Origin of the sequence: Streptomyces sp. NPDC059248 (genome assembly GCF_042753905.1) — a bacterium.
Lineage (GTDB): Bacteria > Actinomycetota > Actinomycetes > Streptomycetales > Streptomycetaceae > Streptomyces.
The window spans coordinates 19552-38293 of the sequence record NZ_JBHYZV010000071.1; the positions used below are offsets into that span (position 1 = coordinate 19552).

The following is an 18742-nucleotide window of genomic DNA, read 5'->3' on the forward strand; positions in this document are numbered from 1 at the left end:
CATCGGTGTCCGGTGGTCGGGCCGTCGCCCGGGTCCCGGGTCCTACTGGTCCCGGTACATCTCCGCGACCAGGAAAGCCAGGTCGAGGGACTGGCTGCGGTTGAGCCGCGGGTCGCAGGCCGTCTCGTACCGCTGGTGCAGATCGTCGACGAAGATCTCGTCGCCGCCGCCCACGCACTCGGTGACATCGTCACCGGTCAGCTCGACATGGATGCCGCCGGGGTGCGTCCCCAGCTCCTTGTGCACCTCGAAGAAGCCCTTGACCTCGTCGAGGACGTCGTCGAAGCGGCGGGTCTTGTGCCCGGAGGCCGCCTCGAAGGTGTTGCCGTGCATCGGGTCGGTGACCCAGGCCACGGTGGCACCGGAGGCGGTGACCTTCTCGACCAGGGCCGGGAGCCGGTCCCTGACCTTGTCGGCGCCCATCCGGACGATGAAGGTCAGCCGGCCGGGCTCGCGGTCGGGGTCCAGCCGGTCGATGTAGGTCAGCGCCTCGTCGACGGTGGTCGTCGGGCCCAGCTTGATCCCGATCGGGTTGCGGATCCGGGAGGCGAACTCGATATGCGCCCCGTCCAGCTGGCGGGTCCGCTCGCCGATCCAGACCATGTGGCCCGAGGTGTCGTAGAGGTGTCCGGTCCGCGAGTCGGTCCGGGCCAGCGCGCCCTCGTAGTCCAGCAGCAGCGCCTCGTGGGAGGCGAAGAACTCCACCGCGCGGAACTCGGCCGGGTCGGTACCGCACGCCTTCATGAAGTTCAGCGCGTTGTCGATCTCCCGGGCGAGCTGCTCGTAGCGCTGGCCGGACGGCGACGACTTCACGAAGTCCTGGTTCCAGGCGTGCACCTGCCGCAGATCGGCGTAGCCGCCGGTGGTGAAGGCGCGGACCAGGTTCAGCGTGGAGGCCGACGCGTGGTACATCCGCTTCAGCCGCTCAGGATCGGGGATCCGGGCGGCCTCGGTGAACTCGAAGCCGTTGACGGAGTCGCCGCGGTACGTCGGCAGCGTCACGCCGTCGCGGGTCTCGGTCGGCTTGGAGCGCGGCTTGGAGTACTGCCCGGCGATCCGGCCGACCTTCACCACCGGCACGGAGGCCGCGTAGGTGAGGACGGCGCTCATCTGGAGCAGCGTCTTCAGTTTGCCGCGGATCTGGTCCGCCGACACGGCGTCGAACGCCTCGGCGCAGTCCCCGCCCTGGAGCAGGAACGCCTCGCCCCTGGCGACGGCGCCCATCCGCGCGCGCAGCTGGTCGCACTCGCCCGCGAAGACGAGCGGCGGATAGCTTTCGAGCTCGGCGATCACATCGCGCAGAGCCTCGGCATCCGGGTACTCGGGCTGCTGCGCCGCGGGCAGGTCTCGCCAGGTGTTGCCACCGGAAAGGGTGGTCTTAGCGTTCACGGTCACACCGCCAACAGTACGGGGTCCCGGACGGGACCCGGTCCGCCGCCCACCCAATGAGACGTACAGTCCAGCATTCCGTCACACAGATCACATCGGTCACATAAATCAACTCGGACCACGGCTACAACAGATGTTCTGTGGAACTCCTTCCCCGGGGCGGAACGGCGTGCCGTACGCCACACACCCGGCGCGGGCGGCCGTGCGCTACAGTTCGCCGCATGAATCCGACGCAGCACCGCACCCAGTGGTGGTGGACCGCTCATCCGGCGGCCCACTGACTGCGCGTATCCAGACGACACAGTCGAGCAGAGACCAGGCCGCCCGAGGGGCGGCCTTTGTGTTTCCCGACCCGGTGTCCCACGGAACACGGATACGGATACGGATCACGGACAACGGCCGGCCCTCTCCCCCGGACCCCGGCGCACGGTACGAACCGGCGCCGCGGCCCCACCCGGAAAGGAATCCCGGATGTCCGAGCCCATCGCACCGCCCGCCGCCACCGCCGCGGAGGTCGTCGCCCGTCTGCTGGACGGCGACCGGCCCTTCGCCGTACTGCGCAGACGCACCCCCGGCCATGACCACGACACCGTCGAGGTGCTGATCGGCCCGGTCCGCGAGGCGGCGACCCTCGGCGAACTGCCGGTCTTCACCGACCGTCCGACGCTCGCCCTGGTCCCGTTCCGGCAGATCCGGGAGCGCGGCTTCGACGTCCGCGACGACGGCACCCCGCTGAGCGCGCTGATCGCCGATGAGACGTACGAGCTACCGCTCGGCGCCGTGCTCGACGCGCTGCCGAGCCACCCGGTCCGGGTCGAGGACGGCGGTTTCGACGTCTCCGACGAGGAGTACGCGGATATCGTCGGCCGGGTCGTCCGGGAGGAGATCGGCGGCGGCGAGGGCGCGAACTTCGTGATCCGCCGGACGTACACCGGTTCCGTCCCCGGCTTCGGCCGGGCCGACGCCCTGGCCCTGTTCCGCCGGCTGCTGGCGGGTGAGCGGGGCGCGTACTGGACGTTCGTGGTCCATACGGGCCCCGGTGGCCGCACCCTCGTCGGCGCCAGTCCCGAGGTCCACGTCCGAATGAGCGGCGGCACGGTCGTGATGAATCCGATCAGCGGTACGTTCCGCTATCCGCCCGGGGGCCCGGACCCCGAGGCGCTGCTGCGCTTCCTCGACGACCCCAAGGAGCGCGACGAGCTGTCGATGGTCGTGGACGAGGAACTGAAGATGATGTGCACGGTCGGCGACCGGGGCGGGGTGGTCGTCGGGCCCCGGCTCAAGGAGATGGCCCATCTCGCGCACACCGAGTACGAACTGCGGGGCCGCTCGTCGCTGGACGTCCGGGAGGTGCTGCGGGAGACCATGTTCGCGGCGACGGTCACCGGGGCGCCGGTGCAGAACGCCTGCCGGGTCGTCGAGCGGCACGAGGCCGGCGGCCGGGGCTATTACGGCGGCGCGCTCGCGCTCATCGGCCGGGACGGCGGCGGCGCCCAGACGCTGGACTCGCCGATCCTGATCAGGACCGCCGATATCGCGGCGGACGGCGGGCTGCGGGTGCCGGTGGGGGCGACGCTGGTCCGGCACTCGGTGCCCGCGCACGAGGTCGCGGAGACCCGTACGAAGGCGGCGGGGGTCCTGGCGGCGCTCGGGGTGGTTCCCGGCCGCCCGCCGGGCCGGGCCGAGCGGCCCCGGCTCGCGGACGAGCCCCGGGTGCGGGCCGCCCTCGACGCCCGCCGGGCCGATCTGGCGCCGTTCTGGCTGCGGCTTCAGGAGCCCGGCGACGGGGTACGGACGGACACGGCACCGCCCGTCGGCGAAGGCGACGGGTTCCTCGCCGACGGGCCGGCCGGTGGTACGGCGCGCGGCGGACGGCCACTGCGCGGCCATGCCCTGGTTGTGGACGGCGAGGACACCTTCACGGCGATGCTCGCCCATCTGCTGCGGTCCACGGGGCTGGAGGTGACCGTGCGCCGGTTCGACGAGCCCGGGCTGCGGGAGACGGTCCGCGACCACCACGGTCCGGTCGTCCTCGGCCCCGGTCCCGGCGATCCGGTGGACCCGGACGATCCGAAGATGCGGCTGCTGCGCTCGCTCGCCGCCGACCTGCTGGACGGTCACTCCCACGGTGTGCTCGGCGTCTGTCTCGGGCATGAGCTGATCGCCCACGAGCTGGGGCTGCGGCTCGCCCGGAAGGCCGCCCCGCACCAGGGCGCCCAGGAGCGGATCGACTTCTTCGGCCGTCCCGAGACCGTCGGCTTCTACAGCAGCTTCTCGGCCCACTGCGACGAGGCGGCGGCTCGGCGGCTCGCGGCGCGGGCGGTCGAGGTGGCGAGGGATCCGGCGACCGGAGAGGTCGCCGCGTTGCGCGGGCCCGGGTTCGCGTCGGTGCAGTTCCATCCGGAGTCGGTACTGACGCTCAACGGGCCGGAGCTGGTCACCGAGCTGCTGCGGGAGTCGGTCCTGGCCGGCGGCTGACGGTCACGGGGCCTATCCGGAGCCCCGCGGGGGCGTACCCGGGGGCCGGGCGCACGGCGTGTGCCCGGCCCCCGGGGCGCCGGGCACCGGGCGCCGGGATCGGACCCGGTCCCCCGGCTACCGCGATCCGTGATCCGCCGGGATCAGGACGTTGCCGGAGCTGCGGCCCGCCGCCCAGTCGGCCACGTTCCGTGCCGTGGTCTCCACGATCTGCCGGACCGCTTCCTCCGTGTAGTACGCCTGGTGGGAGCTGACCAGCACATTCGGGAAGGTCATCAGCCGGGCGAGGGTGTCGTCGGCGACCGCTTCGAGGGACTTGTCGAGGAAGAAGAGCCCGGCCTCCGCCTCGTAGACGTCGAGTCCGACCCCGGCGAACCGGCCCCGGCGCAACTCCTCCACCAGGGCCTCGGTGTCGATCAGTCCGCCGCGGCTGGTGTTGACGAGGACCACGTCGTCCTTCATCGTCGCCAGCGCCGGCGCGTCCACGATGTGATGGGTGGCGGGCAGCAGCGGTACATGCAGGCTGATGAGGTCGGCCTCGGCGAAGAGCCGCTCCTTGTCGGTGTACTCCATCCCGAGCGCCGCGCACTCGGGGTTCTCGGCGATGTCCCAGCCCAGCAGGCGCATCCCGAAGCCGTGGGCGATCGCGGCGAAGGCGGCGCCGATCCGGCCGGTGCCCAGGACCCCGGCGGTCCGGCCGTGCAGATCGCGGCCCAGCAGGCCGTCGAGCCGGAAGTCGAAGTCCCGGGTACGGCCCGCGGCCCGGACGATCCGCCGGTTGACGGCGGTCGCCAGGGTCCAGGCGAACTCGGCGACGGAGTACGGGGAGTACGACTCGACCCGGGCGACGGTGAGGCCCAGTTCGGCGGCGACGTCGAGATCGATGTTGTTGAAGCCCGTGGACCGCTGGGCGATCATCCGGGTGCCCCCGGCGGCGAGGGTCCGCAGCACCCCGGCGTTGAGGTCGGCGTTGACGCTGGTGGAGATCGCCTCGTGGCCCGCCGCGATGGGCGCGGTGTCGGCGTCGAGGAAGACCTCCAGACAGCGGACCTCGAACTGTCCGGCGAAGGCCCGCTCGATCAGCGGCTTCTCGTCCGCCTGCACTCCGAAGGCGAGGATCTCCACGCGGTGCTCCCGTTCGCGGTGCCGGTGCGCCCGCGATGGCCGCGGGCCGTCCCGGGTGACTATACGAACCCGGGAGCGGCCCGCGACCCGGGCGCGCCGAAGGGTCCGGCGGGGCGGTCGGCTCCCGCCGGAGGTCCGGCGCGCCGGTCAGCCGAAGAAGACCCCGACCTCCTCGTACAGGGCGGGTTCGACGGTCTTCAGCCGGGCGGTGGCCTCGGCGATCGGGACCCGGACGATATCGGTGCCGCGCAGGGCGACCATCCGGCCGAAGTCACCGTCCCGGACGGCCTCGATCGCGTGCAGACCGAACCGGGTGGCCAGCCAGCGGTCGAACGCGCTGGGGGTGCCGCCGCGCTGGACATGGCCGAGGACGGTGGTCCTGGCCTCCTTGCCGGTGCGCTTCTCGATCTCCTTGGCCAGCCATTCGCCGACGCCGGAGAGCCGGACGTGCCCGAACGAGTCGAGCGTGCCGTCCTTGAGGACCATCTCGCCGTCCTTGGGCATGGCGCCCTCGGCGACCACCACGATCGGCGCGTAGGTGGCCTTGAACCGGGAGGTGACCCAGGCGCACACCTGGTCGACGTCGAAGCGCTGTTCCGGGATGAGGATGGCGTTGGCACCGCCCGCGAGCCCGGAGTGCAGGGCGATCCAGCCCGCGTGCCGCCCCATCACCTCCACGACCAGGACGCGCATATGCGATTCGGCGGTGGTGTGCAGCCGGTCGATCGCCTCGGTGGCGATCCCCACGGCGGTGTCGAAGCCGAAGGTGTAGTCGGTGGCCGACAGGTCGTTGTCGATGGTCTTGGGAACGCCGACGCACTTGACGCCGTACTCGTCGTGCAGCCGGGCTGCGACCCCCAGGGTGTCCTCGCCTCCGATCGCGATCAACGCGTCGACCTCGGCCTTGGCGAGGTTCTCCTTGATCCGGCGGATGCCGTCGGGGGTCTTGAGCGGATTGGTGCGCGAGGAACCGAGGATGGTGCCGCCGCGGGGCAGGATGCCCCGGACGACCGGGATACCGAGCGGAACGGTGTCGTCTTCGAGCGGTCCGCGCCAGCCGTCCCGGTAGCCGGTGAACTCGTACCCGTACTCCTGGACGCCCTTGCGGACGACCGCGCGAATGACGGCGTTGAGGCCGGGGCAGTCCCCGCCCCCGGTCAGTACTCCGACGCGCATGGAAGAAATCCCTTCGCCAGATGAGCCCTAGGACCGGTCACGCTAATCGTGATCCAGGTCACTACGAGTGGCGGCGAGGGTCAATAGCCCTGCGGTAGGGGCCGGTCCAGGCCCTGGTCAGCGGGGTGCGCGGGACGGGTGGGAAAGGAAGCTTTCACTCGTACGAGTGCGACGGCGCACGGCCGAGCGCCGTACCCCACCCGTTCGGCGCCACGGCCGCGCCGGGGGCGGCGCCGGGGACCGCGCCGGGGGCCTGGTCCGCGCCCGGATCAGACGGTCGCCGCGCCCGCCGCGGCCGGCCCCTCGGGGACGTCGCGAGTGACAGGAGTGTCAGGGGTATCAGGAGTGTCAGGGGTGTCGATGCCCTGCTCTATCGCATACCGCACCAACTCGACCCGGTTGTGCAGCTGAAGCTTGCCGAGCGTGTTCTGAACGTGGTTCTGCACGGTCCGGTGCGAGATCACCAGCCGTTCCGCGATCTGCTTGTACGACAACCCCTTGGCGACCAGCCGGAGCACCTCGGTCTCCCGCTCCGTGAGCCGGGGCGCCTTGGACTCGCCCTGGTCCGCGGCCGGGGCCGGGTCGGTGGCCAGCCTGCGGTACTCGCCGAGGACCAGACCGGCGAGACCGGGGGTGAAGACCGGGTCGCCGTCGGCGGTGCGCCGCACCGCGTCGGTCAGCTCCTCCGTACTCGCCGACTTCAGCAGATAGCCCGTGGCGCCGGACTTGACCGCCTCCAGGACGTCCGCGTGCTCACCGCTGGCGGAGAGCACCAGCACCCGCAGCCCCGGCAGGGCGGCCACCAGGTCCTTGCACACCTGCACCCCCGGCTTCAGCGGCAGGTTCAGATCGAGGACGAGCACATCGGGTGTCACGGCTCTCGCCCGGCGGACGGCCTGCTGGCCGTCGCCCGCGGTGGCCACGACGTCGAAGCCCGCCGCCTCCAGATCGCGGGCGACGGCATCGCGCCACATCGGATGGTCGTCCACGACCATCACCCGGGTCGTCCGCCCCTCGGTACGCTCCGTCATGATCCGTCCTTCCCCCCTCGCGCCCCCACGGCCCGCGGGACCTTCAACTCGACTTCCGTGCCCTGCCCCGGGACCGAGACCAGCTCGGCGGCTCCCCCCAGATCCCGCAGCCGGCCCCGGATGGAGAGCGCGACACCGAGCCGCCCCTCACCCTCGGCCTGGGCGAGCCGCCCCTCCGGGATCCCCGGTCCGTCGTCCCGGACCGTGACGATCACCTCGTCGGGCCAGTCCTCGACCAGGATCCAGGCATGGGCGCCCTCCCCGGCATGGCGTTCCACATTGTCCAACGCGGCACCGACAGCCGCCGCCAGCTCGGTCGCGGCGGCGGCCGGGAGCAGTACCGGGGCACCGGGTTCGGAGAGCGTGACCCGGGCACCGGCACGGGGCGCGAGCAGCGACCGCAGATCGCATACGCCGTCCCCGGCCGCCGGGTCGTCGTCGACCGCCCGGACGATGGCGCCCTGGGAGACGTCCTCGGACGCCCGGCTGGCCGGCAGGAGCCCGGAGGAGACCAGGGTACGCAGCGCCACCTCCTGCTCCCCGGCCATCCGGCCCAGCTCCGCGGCCTCCCCGCCGATCGCGGTGCCCCGGCGCTGGACCATGGCGAGCACTTGGAGGACGCCGTCGTGGATGTCCCGGGCCAGCCGCTCCCGTTCGCGGGTCGTGGCCTCGATCTCCAGCGCGCGGGCGAGGGTGCGCTCGGAGGCGCGGGCCACCTCGACGACGTATCCGATGGCGATGGACGCCACCCAGACCAGCAGGACGTTGTGGAAGGTGTCGCCGGTGGGGTCGCCGCGTTCGACCATATTGGCGATGGCGACCAGGGACGAGGCGAGGCCCGCCCAGCGCCAGCCGCCCTTGATCGCGAAGGCCAGGACGGAACCCGCGGTCCATATCGACGGCAGGGTGGGGCCGTCGACCCGCTGGGCGTCGAAGTCGGCGACCGGGGTCAGCATGATGCCGGTGACGGCGATCGTCAGATCGGCGGCGAGGAACGGCCGGGTGCAGCTCGCGGCGTTGCGGACGAAGGGCAGGGTGGCCAGGGTCCACACCACGAGGAAGGCGAGGAAGGCGTACGCCACCCAGGGGCGTTCGAACTTGTCGGGGTTGAGGGGCAGCAGCAGGATCGCGTAGAGCATCGTGAGGACGCGATAGCCCGCGAGGGCGCGCCACAGCGGCAGCTCGACCGACATCTGTACGACCCGCTCGCGCCCGGCCATCTCCCCGGCTCCCCCGCCCGCTTCCGTTCCCGCCCCGGCCGTGCCGCGGCTTCTGCCCTCCGGACGCCCCCGCGCCCCGTTCCGGTTCTCCGTCGCCGGGATTCCCCCCGAGCCCCGTGTCACGAGCCCCGGCGCCCCACGTCCGCGCGCGCTCCCGGCCGCCGCTTCCCGCGCGGCGCCGGGGCGCGGCCGGTCAGGCGGCCTCGGCCCGCTCCGCGGCCTTCCGTTCGGCGGCCAGCTTCTCGGCCGCCTTCTTCTCGTCGGCGAGCTGCCGCTTGGCGGCCGTCGCGTAGATGTCGACGTACTCCTGGCCGGACAGCTTCATGATCTCGTACATCACCTCGTCGGTCAGCGACCGCCGGATGAAGTGGTCGTTCTCCAGGCCCTGGTAGCGGGTGAAGTCGAGCGGAGCGCCGATCCGGATCCCGGGGCGCATCAGCTTGGGCACGACCTTGCCCGGCGGCTGGATCTTCTCGGTGTCGATCATGGCGACGGGGATGACCGGGGCGCCGGTGGCGAGCGCCACCCGGGCCAGTCCGCCGGACTTGCCGCGGTAGAGCCGGCCGTCCGGGGAGCGGGTGCCCTCGGGGTAGATCCCGAAGAGGCCGCCGTTCTCGACCACCTTGATCCCGGCCGAGATCGCGGCCTCGCCCGCGCCGCGCGCGCCCGAGCGGTCCACGGGGAGCTGGCCGACGCCCTTGAAGAAAGCGGCCGTGAGCCTGCCCTTGACCCCGGGGGAGGTGAAGTACTCCTGCTTGGCGATGAAGGTGACCTTGCGGTCCAGCACCGCGGGCAGGAAAAAGGAGTCGGAGAAGGAGAGGTGGTTGCTCGCGAGGATGGCCGGACCGTCGGCGGGAATGTTCTCCAGTCCCTCCACCCAGGGTCTGAACGCGAGCTTCAGCCCCCCTCCGACGGAGAACTTCATAGCGCCGTAGATCAACTCAAGTGCCTCCTGTTGCTGTAGTCCAGACCTTAACCCGCGACGGCCCCCGTCTCCCCGCACGGGCCCGGTGGCGGCGCGACACGTACCCGGGCGGAGCCGGTGGGTGATCCCGGCCGCCGCGAGGCGGCGGATCTGGTCGGTGTCACCCCGGTCGCGTACCGTGAAGCAGACCCCCCGAGCCGTCGTGCTCCGCCACCCGACCGGGGCCGCCGCTGCCGCCGGGTCGGTACCGCCGCGGCCCCGACCCCGAAAGGAGATCCCGGTGCCGGTCCTCCCCGGAGCCGAGCCGTACCGCCACGACGGCGGCGAGATCGGTGTCCTGCTCTGCCACGGCTTCACCGGTTCCCCGCAGTCCCTGCGCCCCTGGGCGGAGTATCTGGCCGAGCGCGGCCTCACCGTCTCCCTGCCGCTGCTGCCGGGACACGGCACCCGCTGGCAGGACATGCAGCTCACCGGCTGGCAGGACTGGTACGCGGAGGTGGACCGGGCCCTGCGGGAGCTGACCGACCGCTGCTCCCGGGTCTTCGTCTTCGGGCTCTCCATGGGCGGCGCGCTCACCCTGCGGCTCGCCGCGAAGCACGGCACCGCGATCAGCGGGATCGTCCTGGTCAACCCGTTGAACCGGCTGCACGGCACGGCGGCCCGGGTACTGCCGGTGGTGCGGCACTTCGTCCGGTCGTCCCCGGGCGTGGCCAGCGATATCGCCAAGCCGGGCGTGGTCGAGGTGGGGTACGAGAAGGTACCGGTCCGGGCCGCGTACTCGCTGCTCCAGCTGACCCGGCTCGTCGACGGCGAGCTGCCCCAGGTCACCCAGCCACTGCTACTGCTCCACAGCGCCGTCGACCATGTGGTGAATCCGGCGGACTCGGCGCGGATCCTCAGCCGGGTCTCGTCCACGGACGTCACCGAGGTCGTACTGGAACAGAGTTACCACGTCGCGACGTTGGACCATGACGCGGAGCAGATCTTCCACAGGAGTCACGCGTTCATCGACCGGCTCGCTCCGCGCGCGCAGACGAAGAGGAGCCAGACCGGTGACTGAGCAACACGACGCGGACCGCGAACCACAGCCCATCGACGAGGAAGCCGCCTGGGCGGCGATCGTCGCCGGATACGGCACGGAGCCGGCGGACCCGCCGGGCGCCAAGCCGTTCAAGTCGGTGGAGGACCTGGCCCGTCTCGAGGTCCAGGCCAACGACAAGCCGGCCGCGCCCGAGCCGGAGGAGAAACCGGCCGAGGGCGCCGGTGACGACGACACCGCCGGGCCCGCCGATCCGCCGCGGCTCGGCGCGTCCATCACCTTCGCCCCCGGGGTCGGCGGCGCCGGGCCCCGCGACTACTCGCCCGCGGAGCCCGCGGAAGAGGATCTCGACGAGACCGACGAGGGCCACTTCGTCCCGCCCGAGCCGCCGCCGCTGCCGGAGGCCGACACCACGGCCAAGTTCGCCTGGCTCGCGGTGATCGGCGGACCGGTGCTGATGCTTGTCGCGGTCGTCCTCCGGTGGGATATGACCTGGTGGCTGACGACGCTCTGCGTCGGCGGCTTCCTCGGCGGCTTCGCGACCCTGGTGGCCCGGATGTCGGACGGGGACGACGAGGAGGACCCGGACCCGGGTCGGGGCGCCGTCGTCTGAGGCGCCGCCGTCCGATGCGGTGTCGTCCGACGCGGTGTCGTCCGACGCGCCGTCGTCCGATGCGGTGGTCTCAGATCGCGGCGGGCACCGTGAGCGCGGCCAGGACCGGCAGATGGTCGGTGGCCGCCGCCAGGTCCGCCGCGGAGACCCCCGGCAGCTCGGACGGCACCCCGCAGCCCAGGACCTCCACGCCCCGGCCGGCGAAGACCGCGTCGATCCGCTTGCTCGGCGAGGTCTGGGGGAAGGTGTGCTCACCGCCCCAGGGGGCGGTGGCCCAGCCGTCCTGGAGATCCGCCGCGATCCGGCGGAAAGCGGGTCCGCCGGGCTCCTCGTTGATGTCCCCGGCGGCGACGGTGTACGGCGTCCCCAGCGCGGCGAGCCGGTCCAGCAGCATCCCCGCCTGGGCGTAGCGCTCCCGGGGCTGGAGGCTCAGATGGCAGCTGACGACACCGAGCGGCGCGGAGCCCCCGAACCGTACGACGGCGGTCGCGAACCCGCGGCGGTGCTGGCCTCGGGTGAGCGGCAGCAGGACGTCCTCGGTACGGTCGACGGTCGCCCGCAACGAGCACAGCAGCAACGGGCCCGCGGCGGTCGCCCCGCCGGACAGCACGACGAGATCCGTCTTGGCCGCGAGGCGCGCGGCGTGCTTCCGCCACCGGAAGAACCGGGGCGCCTCCTGGACGAACACCAGATCCGGGGCGCAGGCGCGGATCACGCGGGCGAGGGCGTCCTCGTCGTCGCGGAGGGACCGGACGTTGTAGCTGAGCACACGGACGACGGCTGATCCGTCGTCCCCGGCACGGGAGTTGGGCAATGGCCTGATCGACATGCCCCCATTCTTACGGCCCCGAAGCACCGCTGGGGCATGTCGAAGGGGGGCGCCGTTGTTGGTGACCCTTGAGTGACGGCCGCGCCCCGTCCGTGGCTGTTCGCGCAGTTCCCCGCGCCCCTGGATGCCGTTGCCCACGTCCTTGGTGAGCGCGGGGCATGAAGCGGTACCCCCGGGGTTTTTAGGGGCGCGGGGAACTGCGCGAGCAACCACCCACCGGGGGCGGCCGGAAACGAGAGGGTCACCACGACGGCGCTCCCCGCAAAGATCAGCCTTGGCGGGCAAGGTCGGCGGCGCCGACCAGCCCCGCGCGGTTGCCCAGTTGTGCCGCGAGGACCTGGGCGTGGGGGCGCCACTGGGAGCCGACGAGCCAGCGGCGGAAGGACTTGCGGACCGGTTCGAGGACGAGTTCGCCCTCGTCGGAGACCCCGCCGCCGATGATGAACGCCGACGGGTCGAAGAGTGACGCCAGGTCCGCGAGCCCCGCCCCCACCCAGCGGGCGAGTTCGCGGAAGGAGTCCACGGCCACCGAGTCGCCCTGCCGGGCCGCGGCGCTGACGTGCTGGCCCTGGATGCCTTCGACGGTGCCGTCGCCGAGGCCGAGGAGAATGGCGGCCTGGTCGGGGGTGGCGGCCGCGCGCTGCCTGGCGTAGCGGACGAGGGCCCGCCCGGAGGCGTACTGCTCCCAGCAGCCCTGGCTGCCGCAGCCGCACAGGAGCCCGTCGGGTACCACGCGGACGTGTCCGAACTCGGCCGCGACGCCGTAGCGGCCCCGGCGGAGCTTGTTGCCCATGATGATGCCGCCGCCGAGCCCGGTGCCGAGGGTGATGACAATGACGTCGTGATGGCCGCGGCCCGCGCCGAAGCGGTACTCGCCCCACGCCGCCGCGTTGGCGTCGTTCTCGACGACGACGGGCAGCGCGACGCGCTGTTCGACCTTGTCCTTGAGCGGTTCGTGGCGCCAGTCGATATTGGGGGCGAAGATCACGGTGGCGCGCTTGTCGTCGACGTAGCCCGCCGCTCCGATGCCGATGGCCTCGATGTCGTCGCCGGTGCTCGACCGGGCGCCGTCGACCGCGGCGCAGATCGCGTCCACGATGCCGTCGGGGCTCGACGGGGTGGGCACGGTATGGGTGTCGAGGATGGTGCCTTCCTCGTCGACGACGCCCGCCGCGATCTTGGTTCCGCCGATGTCGACGCCGATGGTGAGTCCCATGCCCAGTGCCCCTGTGTCCCTGTCGTACCCGTCGTACCGGTCGTCCTGAGATGCGGTCCAGCCCGGCCACCGTACCGGAGGCGGGGCGCTTTCCGGCCGTCTGTGATCATCGGCGACCCGGTCGTGATCACTTGGAGATCAAGCCGGCCGGACCGCCGGGAGCGATGGGGCGGAAGGGACACGAGGGCGCGGCGCGGTCTCCCGGGTCAGTCGAGGTCGATCTGCTCGCCCGGCGCGGGCCCGTCGCCCTTGGGGTCGTCGCCCCGTGGGTCGTCCGGCTTCGTCCCGGGCGTCTCCGGGGTCTCCGCCTTCGCCCGGCTCTCCGGGGTCTCCGCCTGCCGGGTCCAGCGGTTCTCCTGCCCCTGGACGGCGGAGCGGTACGCCGCGAGCAGTTCCCCGCCCGCCGCGGCGAGGTGGTCGAAGACCTGGGGATTGCGGTCGATGACCGGTTCCATCGCGGACTTCGCCTGGTTCACGACCTGCTGGACGGCGTTCTGCGCGGCCATCCCCGGCAGGGACGACTGGAACTCGGTGACCTTGTCGGCGACGGCGCCGAACAGCTTGCGCAGCTCCTCACCGGCGCTGCCGGGCGGGGTCCCGTACTCGGCCCGGCGGCGGGCCTTCTCCGCCTCCAGGTCCTCGGCGCACGCGTCGGCCCAGGGGTCGGCGGACGCGTCGGCGTCGGCGGGACGCTCGGTGGCATCGCTCATCTCGTACTCCTGCACAGGCGCGTCGGGGCGGGTTCCCCGCGTACGTTCGACGGTACCCGACCGGGCGCGGACCGTTCAGCCCTGTGCGGGCCAGAGCCCGGGGTCCGGGGTGAAGCGGACGGTCAGGACGCCGTCGGTGAGTCCGGCGCCGCTCACGGTGCAGCGGCGCAGCGCGGACGGCAGGGGAACGATCCTGCGGAACGGTCCGACGGTGAGGACGAGTTCCCGGCCGCGGCGGACCAGTCCGATGTCCTCCTTGGCGGCGCCGGGCAGGGCGATGGTCCAGGTCAGGAGTCCCTCGTCGGCCCGCAGATCGGTGACGCCGGTATCCGAGGGGCCGAGGAAGGCGCCGTCCCGTTCCGCCGGTACCCCGAGCCGGTCGAGATCGTCGGCGCCGCGCGGGTCGTGTCCCAGGTGGGGTATGCGGCACAGCACCGGGTCGCCGCCCCATTCGTCCCAGGCGGCCCACTCGTCCAGGCACTTCTCCTGCCGGGCGGCGAGGTCGGAGAGCCAGGGGTCGGCGGAGTGGGCGGGCAGGACGCGGTTGGCGACGAGGCCCTCGACCCGCAGTCCGTAGAGCGCGAGCCCCGGCCTGGCGGCCCGGAGCGCGTCGGTCGCGGACGGCGACGGTTCGGCGACGACGCGTACGGTCGTCCCGGGGCCGGCGAGCAGGGCCTCGACGGCGGCCAGTTCGCCGTCCCGGCGGGCGGCGGTCTCGTACAGCCACTGCGCGGGCATCGGGACCCCGGCGAGCTGGGCGAGTACGGGCCGCAGGGCGCGGGCCGCCTGTCGCTCGGGGGGCAGCAGCCTGCGCAGATAGCGGCGGAGCCGCTCGGGCAGGGCGAGCAGGTCGGTGGCCTCGGCGAGCGGGGGCAGGTCGACCACGACGAGGTCCCAGGCCGGGGTCCTGGCGGCCTCCCGGGCGATGGCCCGGAGCAGGGCGAACTGGGCGCTGCCCGGGAGCTCCGTCAGCTCCTCGTCGGCCAGCGGGGACGCGCCGAGGAGGTCGAGGGCCGGGGCCGCCCGCCGCTGGAGTTCGAGGAGTTCGGCGCGGAAGTCGGCCGCCGAGTCGACGCGCGTGGCCCAGAGCCCCGGGGCCGTCTCGGCGGGGGTCGCGGTGGGCGGTGCGGGGAGTCCGAGCGGGGCGGCGAGCGCGTGTCCGGGCCCGGCCGACAGCAGCAGGGTGCGACGGCCGCGCCGGGCGGCGGCCGCCGCGGTGGCCGCCGCGACGGTGGTACGGCCCGCGCCGCCGAGGCCGGTGACGAGGACCGTACGCATCAGGAGGCGGTTCCGCTCTCGACGCGCTTCTTCAGGCCGTCGAGCGCGCGGTCGATGATGACCTTCTCGGCCTTGCGCTTGATCATGCCGAGCATGGGGATCTTGACGTCGACGGTGAGCCGGTAGGTGACCTCGGTCTTCCCGCCGCCGTCCACCGGGCGCAGGGTGTACGAGCCGTCGATGGCCCGGAGCATCTGGGACTTCACCAGGGTCCAGCTGACCTGGTCAGGGCCGTTCCAGGTGTACGCGAGGGTGTGGTCGTCCTTGATCGCCCCGGCGTCGAGGACGAGCCGGACCTCCTCGGCCCGGCCCTCGGCGTCACGGGAGACGACCTCGGCCTGCTTCACCTCTCCGGTCCACTCGGGGTAGCGGTCGAAGTCCGAGATCACATCCATGACTTCGGCGGGCGCCGCGTCGATGATGATGCTCGAGCTGGTGTGTTCCGCCATCGCCGCGGCTCCTCACAGTGCGGTCCCGGTACCCCGGCCCGACGCGGTCGGTTCCGCGGGGTCTCCGGGGGTCAAGGGGTGAATACGTGGTGTGAAGGCTATCGCGCCCGCGGGGGCCGCCGTTCCACGCCCCGGGCGGTCGCCCGGCGCCCCGGGCGGAGCCGTACCGTCCGCTTCCGCTCCCGGCCCCCGGCCCTCACCACTCCAGGACCCACGGCCGTCCGCTCGACGCGAAGTGGCCGACGTTGACGCACTCGGTCGCGCCGATCCGCATCCGGGACACCAGCGGCTGGTGGACATGGCCGAAGAGCGCGTACCGGGGGCGTACCCGGCGGATCGCGTCGAGCAGGGCGACACTGCCCCGTTCGAAGCGGCGGGCGACGGTGTCGTACGTCAGGTCGGGCACCTCGGGCGGGATGTGGGAGCACAGCACGTCCACATCGCCGAGCGCCTCGACCTTGGCCGCGTACTCCTCGTCGGAGATCTCGTACGGGGTGCGCTGCGGGGTCCGCAGACCGCCGCCGACGAAGCCGAAGACGAGTCCGCCGATCTCGGCGCGGTCCCCGTCGAGGACGGTGACGCCGGGGCGGGCGTACTCGGGCCAGAGACCCGGGATGTCGACATTGCCGTAGGTGGCGTACGTGGGCACGGGGAAGGCCGCGAACAGCTCGGCGTACTGGCGGCGGACGGCCTCCTCGATCAGCTCGTCCCGGCCCCGGCCCGCGGTATCCAGCTCGGCCCAGAGGCGTCGGGCCAGGTCACGGGCGTCCTCGAAGCGGCGGGCCGTACGCAGCGACACGATCAGATCGGCGTTCTCGACACCGAAGAGGTCGGGGAAGATCCCGCGTGAGTGGTCGTGGTAGTCGAGGAAGAGGACGAGGTCGCCCAGGCAGACCAGGGCGTCCGCGCCGGCGCCGGCGGCGGCCAGGTCGGCCGCGTTGCCGTGCACGTCGCTCACGACGTGGATCCGTGTGCTCACCCGTACGGCCTCCCCTTTGTTCCACGGCGCCCGTGTGCGTTCCGCTTCGTTCCGCGGCGTCCGTGCGCCTTCCGCGGCGTCCGCCGCATCGGCGCCCGGGTGCCCGGGTGCCCCTTCCGCCCCGTCGATCACCCTAGGCGGGACCGCCGCCGCCCGCCAGATCCGGTGGACCCCGGCGATACCCGGCCGCGGCCCCGCCCCGGACCTGGTGTTCTTCCCCGTTGGCGGGCCGGTGGCTTACCGTGGGACTACCCTGCGCGAACCACAGCCGTACGCCCTCCACGGAGGGTGTGACGCACGGAACATCTGGCCGGAACCCCCTACCCGGAGAGCACTACCGGTGGGTAACGTCCGGGCAGCCCAGTGCACCCCCACCACGAAGCTGTGGCGCCGGCGCCCGATGAGGAGCAGCAGTCTTGCGCGAGTTCAGCCTTCCGGCTCTGTACGAGGTCCCGGCCGACGGGAACCTGACGGACCTCATCCACCGCAACGCCGCTCAGCACCCCGATGTCGCGGTCATGGGCCGCCGGACCCCGGACGGCTGGGTCGACGTCACGGCCCGCCAGTTCCTCGCCGAGGTCAAGGCCGCCGCGAAGGGGCTGATCGCCTCGGGTGTCGAGCCCGGCGACCGGGTGGCCCTGATGTCCCGTACCCGCTACGAGTGGGTACTCCTCGACTTCGCGATATGGAGCGCCGGCGCGGTCACCGTGCCGGTGTACGAGACCAGCTCGGCCGAGCAGATCTCCTGGATCCTCGCCGACTCCGGCGCCGTGGGCGTGGTCGTGGAGTCGGCCGCGCACGCGGAGTCGGTGGCGTCGGTACGGGACCGGCTGCCGAAGCTGCGCTCGGTGTGGCGGCTCGACGGCGACGAGCCCGGCGGGGACGCGATCGACGTCCTGACCGCCGCCGGGACCGGTGTGGCCGACGCGACCGTGGACGAGCGCGGCGGAAGCCTCAAGGCCGACGACGTCGCGACGATCGTCTACACCTCGGGCACCACCGGGCGGCCGCGGGGCTGCGTCCTCACCCACCGCGCCTTCTTCGCCGAGTGCGGCAATATCGTGGAGCGGCTGAAGCCCCTGTTCCGTACCGGCGACAGCTCGGTCCTGCTCTTCCTGCCCGCCGCGCACGTCTTCGGCCGGATGGTCGAGCTGGCGGCCGTGATGGCGCCGATCAAGCTGGGCACACTGCCCGACATCAAGACCCTCACCGACGATCTGGCCGCCTTCCGGCCCACGGTGATCCTCGGCGTACCGCGCGTCTTCGAGAAGGTCTACAACTCGGCGCGGGCGAAGGCGCAGGCCGACGGCAAGGGCGCGATCTTCGACCGGGCGGTGCTGACCGCGATCGAGTACAGCCGGGCGCTCGACACCCCGCGCGGCCCGTCGTTCGGTCTGCGGGTCCGGCACGCGCTCTTCGACCGGCTGGTCCACCGCAAACTGCGCGCGGTGCTCGGCGGCCGCGGCGAGTACGCGATCTCCGGCGGGGCGCCGCTGGGCGAGCGGCTCGGCCACTACTTCCGGGGCATCGGCTTCACCGTGCTGGAGGGGTACGGACTCACCGAGTCCTGCGCGGCCACGGCGTTCAACCCGTGGGACCGGCAGAAGATCGGTACGGTCGGCCAGCCGCTGCCGGGCACGGTGGTGCGGATCGCCGACGACGGCGAGGTGCTGCTCCACGGCGAGCACCTCTTCGAGGGCTACTGGAACAACGAGGCGGCGACGGCGGAGGCCCTGCGCGACGGCTGGTTCCACACCGGGGACATCGGCACCCTCGACGAGGACGGCTATCTCGCGATCACCGGCCGGAAGAAGGAGATCCTGGTGACGGCGGGCGGCAAGAACGTCGCCCCGGCGGTCATCGAGGACCGGATCCGGGCCCACGCCCTGATCGCCGAATGCATGGTCGTCGGGGACGGCAGGCCGTTCGTCGGCGCGCTGATCACCCTCGACGAGGAGTTCCTGGGCCGCTGGGCCGCGGGCCACGGCAAACCGGCGGGTTCGACGGCCGCGTCGCTGCGGGACGACGCGGATCTGCTGGCCGAGATCCAGCGGGCCGTCGACGACGGCAACGCGGCGGTCTCCAAGGCGGAGTCGGTCCGCAGGTTCCGGATCCTCGGGACGCAGTTCACCGAGGAGGCGGGGCATCTGACGCCGTCGCTGAAGCTGAAGCGGAACGTGGTCGCGAAGGACTTCGCGGACGAGATCGAAGCCATTTACCACATGTGAGGTGAGGCTTCCCCGGGCCCTGGTTGCCAGGGGCGCCGGGCCGGGCCGGGCCCGGGC

Annotated in this window: 16 protein-coding genes; 4 read left to right on the forward strand and 12 right to left on the reverse strand. The window is 72.6% G+C overall.

The window, feature by feature from the left end; translation table 11 throughout:
- Positions 1-42 precede the first annotated feature (42 nt).
- Complete coding sequence (locus ACFXG1_RS25960) at positions 43-1389, reverse strand: class II 3-deoxy-7-phosphoheptulonate synthase (protein WP_384712328.1); 1347 nt, start codon at positions 1387-1389, stop codon at positions 43-45.
- A gap of 471 nt (positions 1390-1860) precedes the next feature.
- Here ACFXG1_RS25960 and ACFXG1_RS25965 point away from each other — a divergent pair, with 471 nt between their 5' ends.
- Complete coding sequence (locus ACFXG1_RS25965; protein ID WP_384744739.1) at positions 1861-3867, forward strand: anthranilate synthase family protein; 2007 nt, start codon at positions 1861-1863, stop codon at positions 3865-3867.
- A 117-nt stretch (positions 3868-3984) separates the two neighbouring features.
- On the opposite strand, the gene ACFXG1_RS25970 is transcribed toward ACFXG1_RS25965, so the two are convergent.
- The 5 genes from ACFXG1_RS25970 to ACFXG1_RS25990 form a co-directional block, all read right to left on the reverse strand.
- A complete protein-coding gene (locus ACFXG1_RS25970) occupies positions 3985-4992 on the reverse strand; it encodes a 2-hydroxyacid dehydrogenase (protein WP_384712331.1) in 1008 nt (335 codons plus the stop codon).
- A gap of 147 nt (positions 4993-5139) precedes the next feature.
- Entirely contained in the window at positions 5140-6168 is a 1029-nt protein-coding gene (locus ACFXG1_RS25975) for a 6-phosphofructokinase (protein ID WP_384716375.1), read from the reverse strand.
- A gap of 269 nt (positions 6169-6437) precedes the next feature.
- The gene (locus tag ACFXG1_RS25980; protein WP_384716378.1) at positions 6438-7199 is read right to left on the reverse strand and encodes a response regulator; all 762 of its coding nucleotides are present in this window, start codon (positions 7197-7199) and stop codon (positions 6438-6440) included.
- Positions 7196-8419, reverse strand: coding sequence for a MacS family sensor histidine kinase (macS, locus tag ACFXG1_RS25985; protein WP_384716381.1), 1224 nt, complete (start codon positions 8417-8419; stop codon positions 7196-7198). The genes ACFXG1_RS25980 and macS overlap by 4 nt, the downstream gene beginning before the upstream one ends.
- A 193-nt stretch (positions 8420-8612) precedes the next feature.
- Positions 8613-9359, reverse strand: coding sequence for a lysophospholipid acyltransferase family protein (locus ACFXG1_RS25990; RefSeq protein ID WP_384716384.1), 747 nt, complete (start codon positions 9357-9359; stop codon positions 8613-8615).
- 265 nt (positions 9360-9624) lie between these two features.
- Here ACFXG1_RS25990 and ACFXG1_RS25995 point away from each other — a divergent pair, with 265 nt between their 5' ends.
- Together ACFXG1_RS25995 and ACFXG1_RS26000 are read left to right on the forward strand one after the other, a co-directional pair.
- On the forward strand, positions 9625-10404 hold the full coding sequence (locus ACFXG1_RS25995) for an alpha/beta hydrolase (RefSeq protein WP_384724482.1): 780 nt from the start codon (positions 9625-9627) through the stop codon (positions 10402-10404).
- Positions 10397-10996, forward strand: a complete 600-nt coding sequence (locus ACFXG1_RS26000) for a hypothetical protein (protein ID WP_384744743.1) — start codon at positions 10397-10399, stop codon at positions 10994-10996. The genes ACFXG1_RS25995 and ACFXG1_RS26000 overlap by 8 nt, the downstream gene beginning before the upstream one ends.
- A 70-nt stretch (positions 10997-11066) precedes the next feature.
- Here ACFXG1_RS26000 and ACFXG1_RS26005 read toward each other — a convergent pair whose 3' ends face one another.
- The 6 genes from ACFXG1_RS26005 to ACFXG1_RS26030 form a co-directional block, all read right to left on the reverse strand.
- Positions 11067-11825 (reverse strand): endonuclease/exonuclease/phosphatase family protein, encoded by a 759-nt coding sequence (locus ACFXG1_RS26005; protein ID WP_384744745.1) that lies wholly within the window; start codon positions 11823-11825, stop codon positions 11067-11069.
- A 268-nt stretch (positions 11826-12093) separates the two neighbouring features.
- Positions 12094-13041, reverse strand: coding sequence for an ROK family glucokinase (locus ACFXG1_RS26010; protein ID WP_384719605.1), 948 nt, complete (start codon positions 13039-13041; stop codon positions 12094-12096).
- Positions 13042-13247: 206 nt separating this feature from the next.
- Entirely contained in the window at positions 13248-13751 is a 504-nt protein-coding gene (locus ACFXG1_RS26015) for a DUF5304 domain-containing protein (RefSeq protein ID WP_384719603.1), read from the reverse strand.
- A 75-nt stretch (positions 13752-13826) separates the two neighbouring features.
- Entirely contained in the window at positions 13827-15029 is a 1203-nt protein-coding gene (locus ACFXG1_RS26020; RefSeq protein ID WP_384744747.1) for an ArsA family ATPase, read from the reverse strand.
- A complete protein-coding gene (locus ACFXG1_RS26025) occupies positions 15029-15478 on the reverse strand; it encodes an SRPBCC family protein (RefSeq protein WP_384720302.1) in 450 nt (149 codons plus the stop codon). The genes ACFXG1_RS26020 and ACFXG1_RS26025 overlap by 1 nt, the downstream gene beginning before the upstream one ends.
- 196 nt (positions 15479-15674) lie before the next feature.
- The gene (locus tag ACFXG1_RS26030) at positions 15675-16457 is read right to left on the reverse strand and encodes a metallophosphoesterase (RefSeq protein WP_384720300.1); all 783 of its coding nucleotides are present in this window, start codon (positions 16455-16457) and stop codon (positions 15675-15677) included.
- A gap of 416 nt (positions 16458-16873) precedes the next feature.
- Between ACFXG1_RS26030 and ACFXG1_RS26035 the strand changes: the two genes are divergently transcribed.
- Positions 16874-18685, forward strand: coding sequence for an AMP-dependent synthetase/ligase (locus tag ACFXG1_RS26035; protein ID WP_384720297.1), 1812 nt, complete (start codon positions 16874-16876; stop codon positions 18683-18685).
- Positions 18686-18742 lie beyond the last annotated feature (57 nt).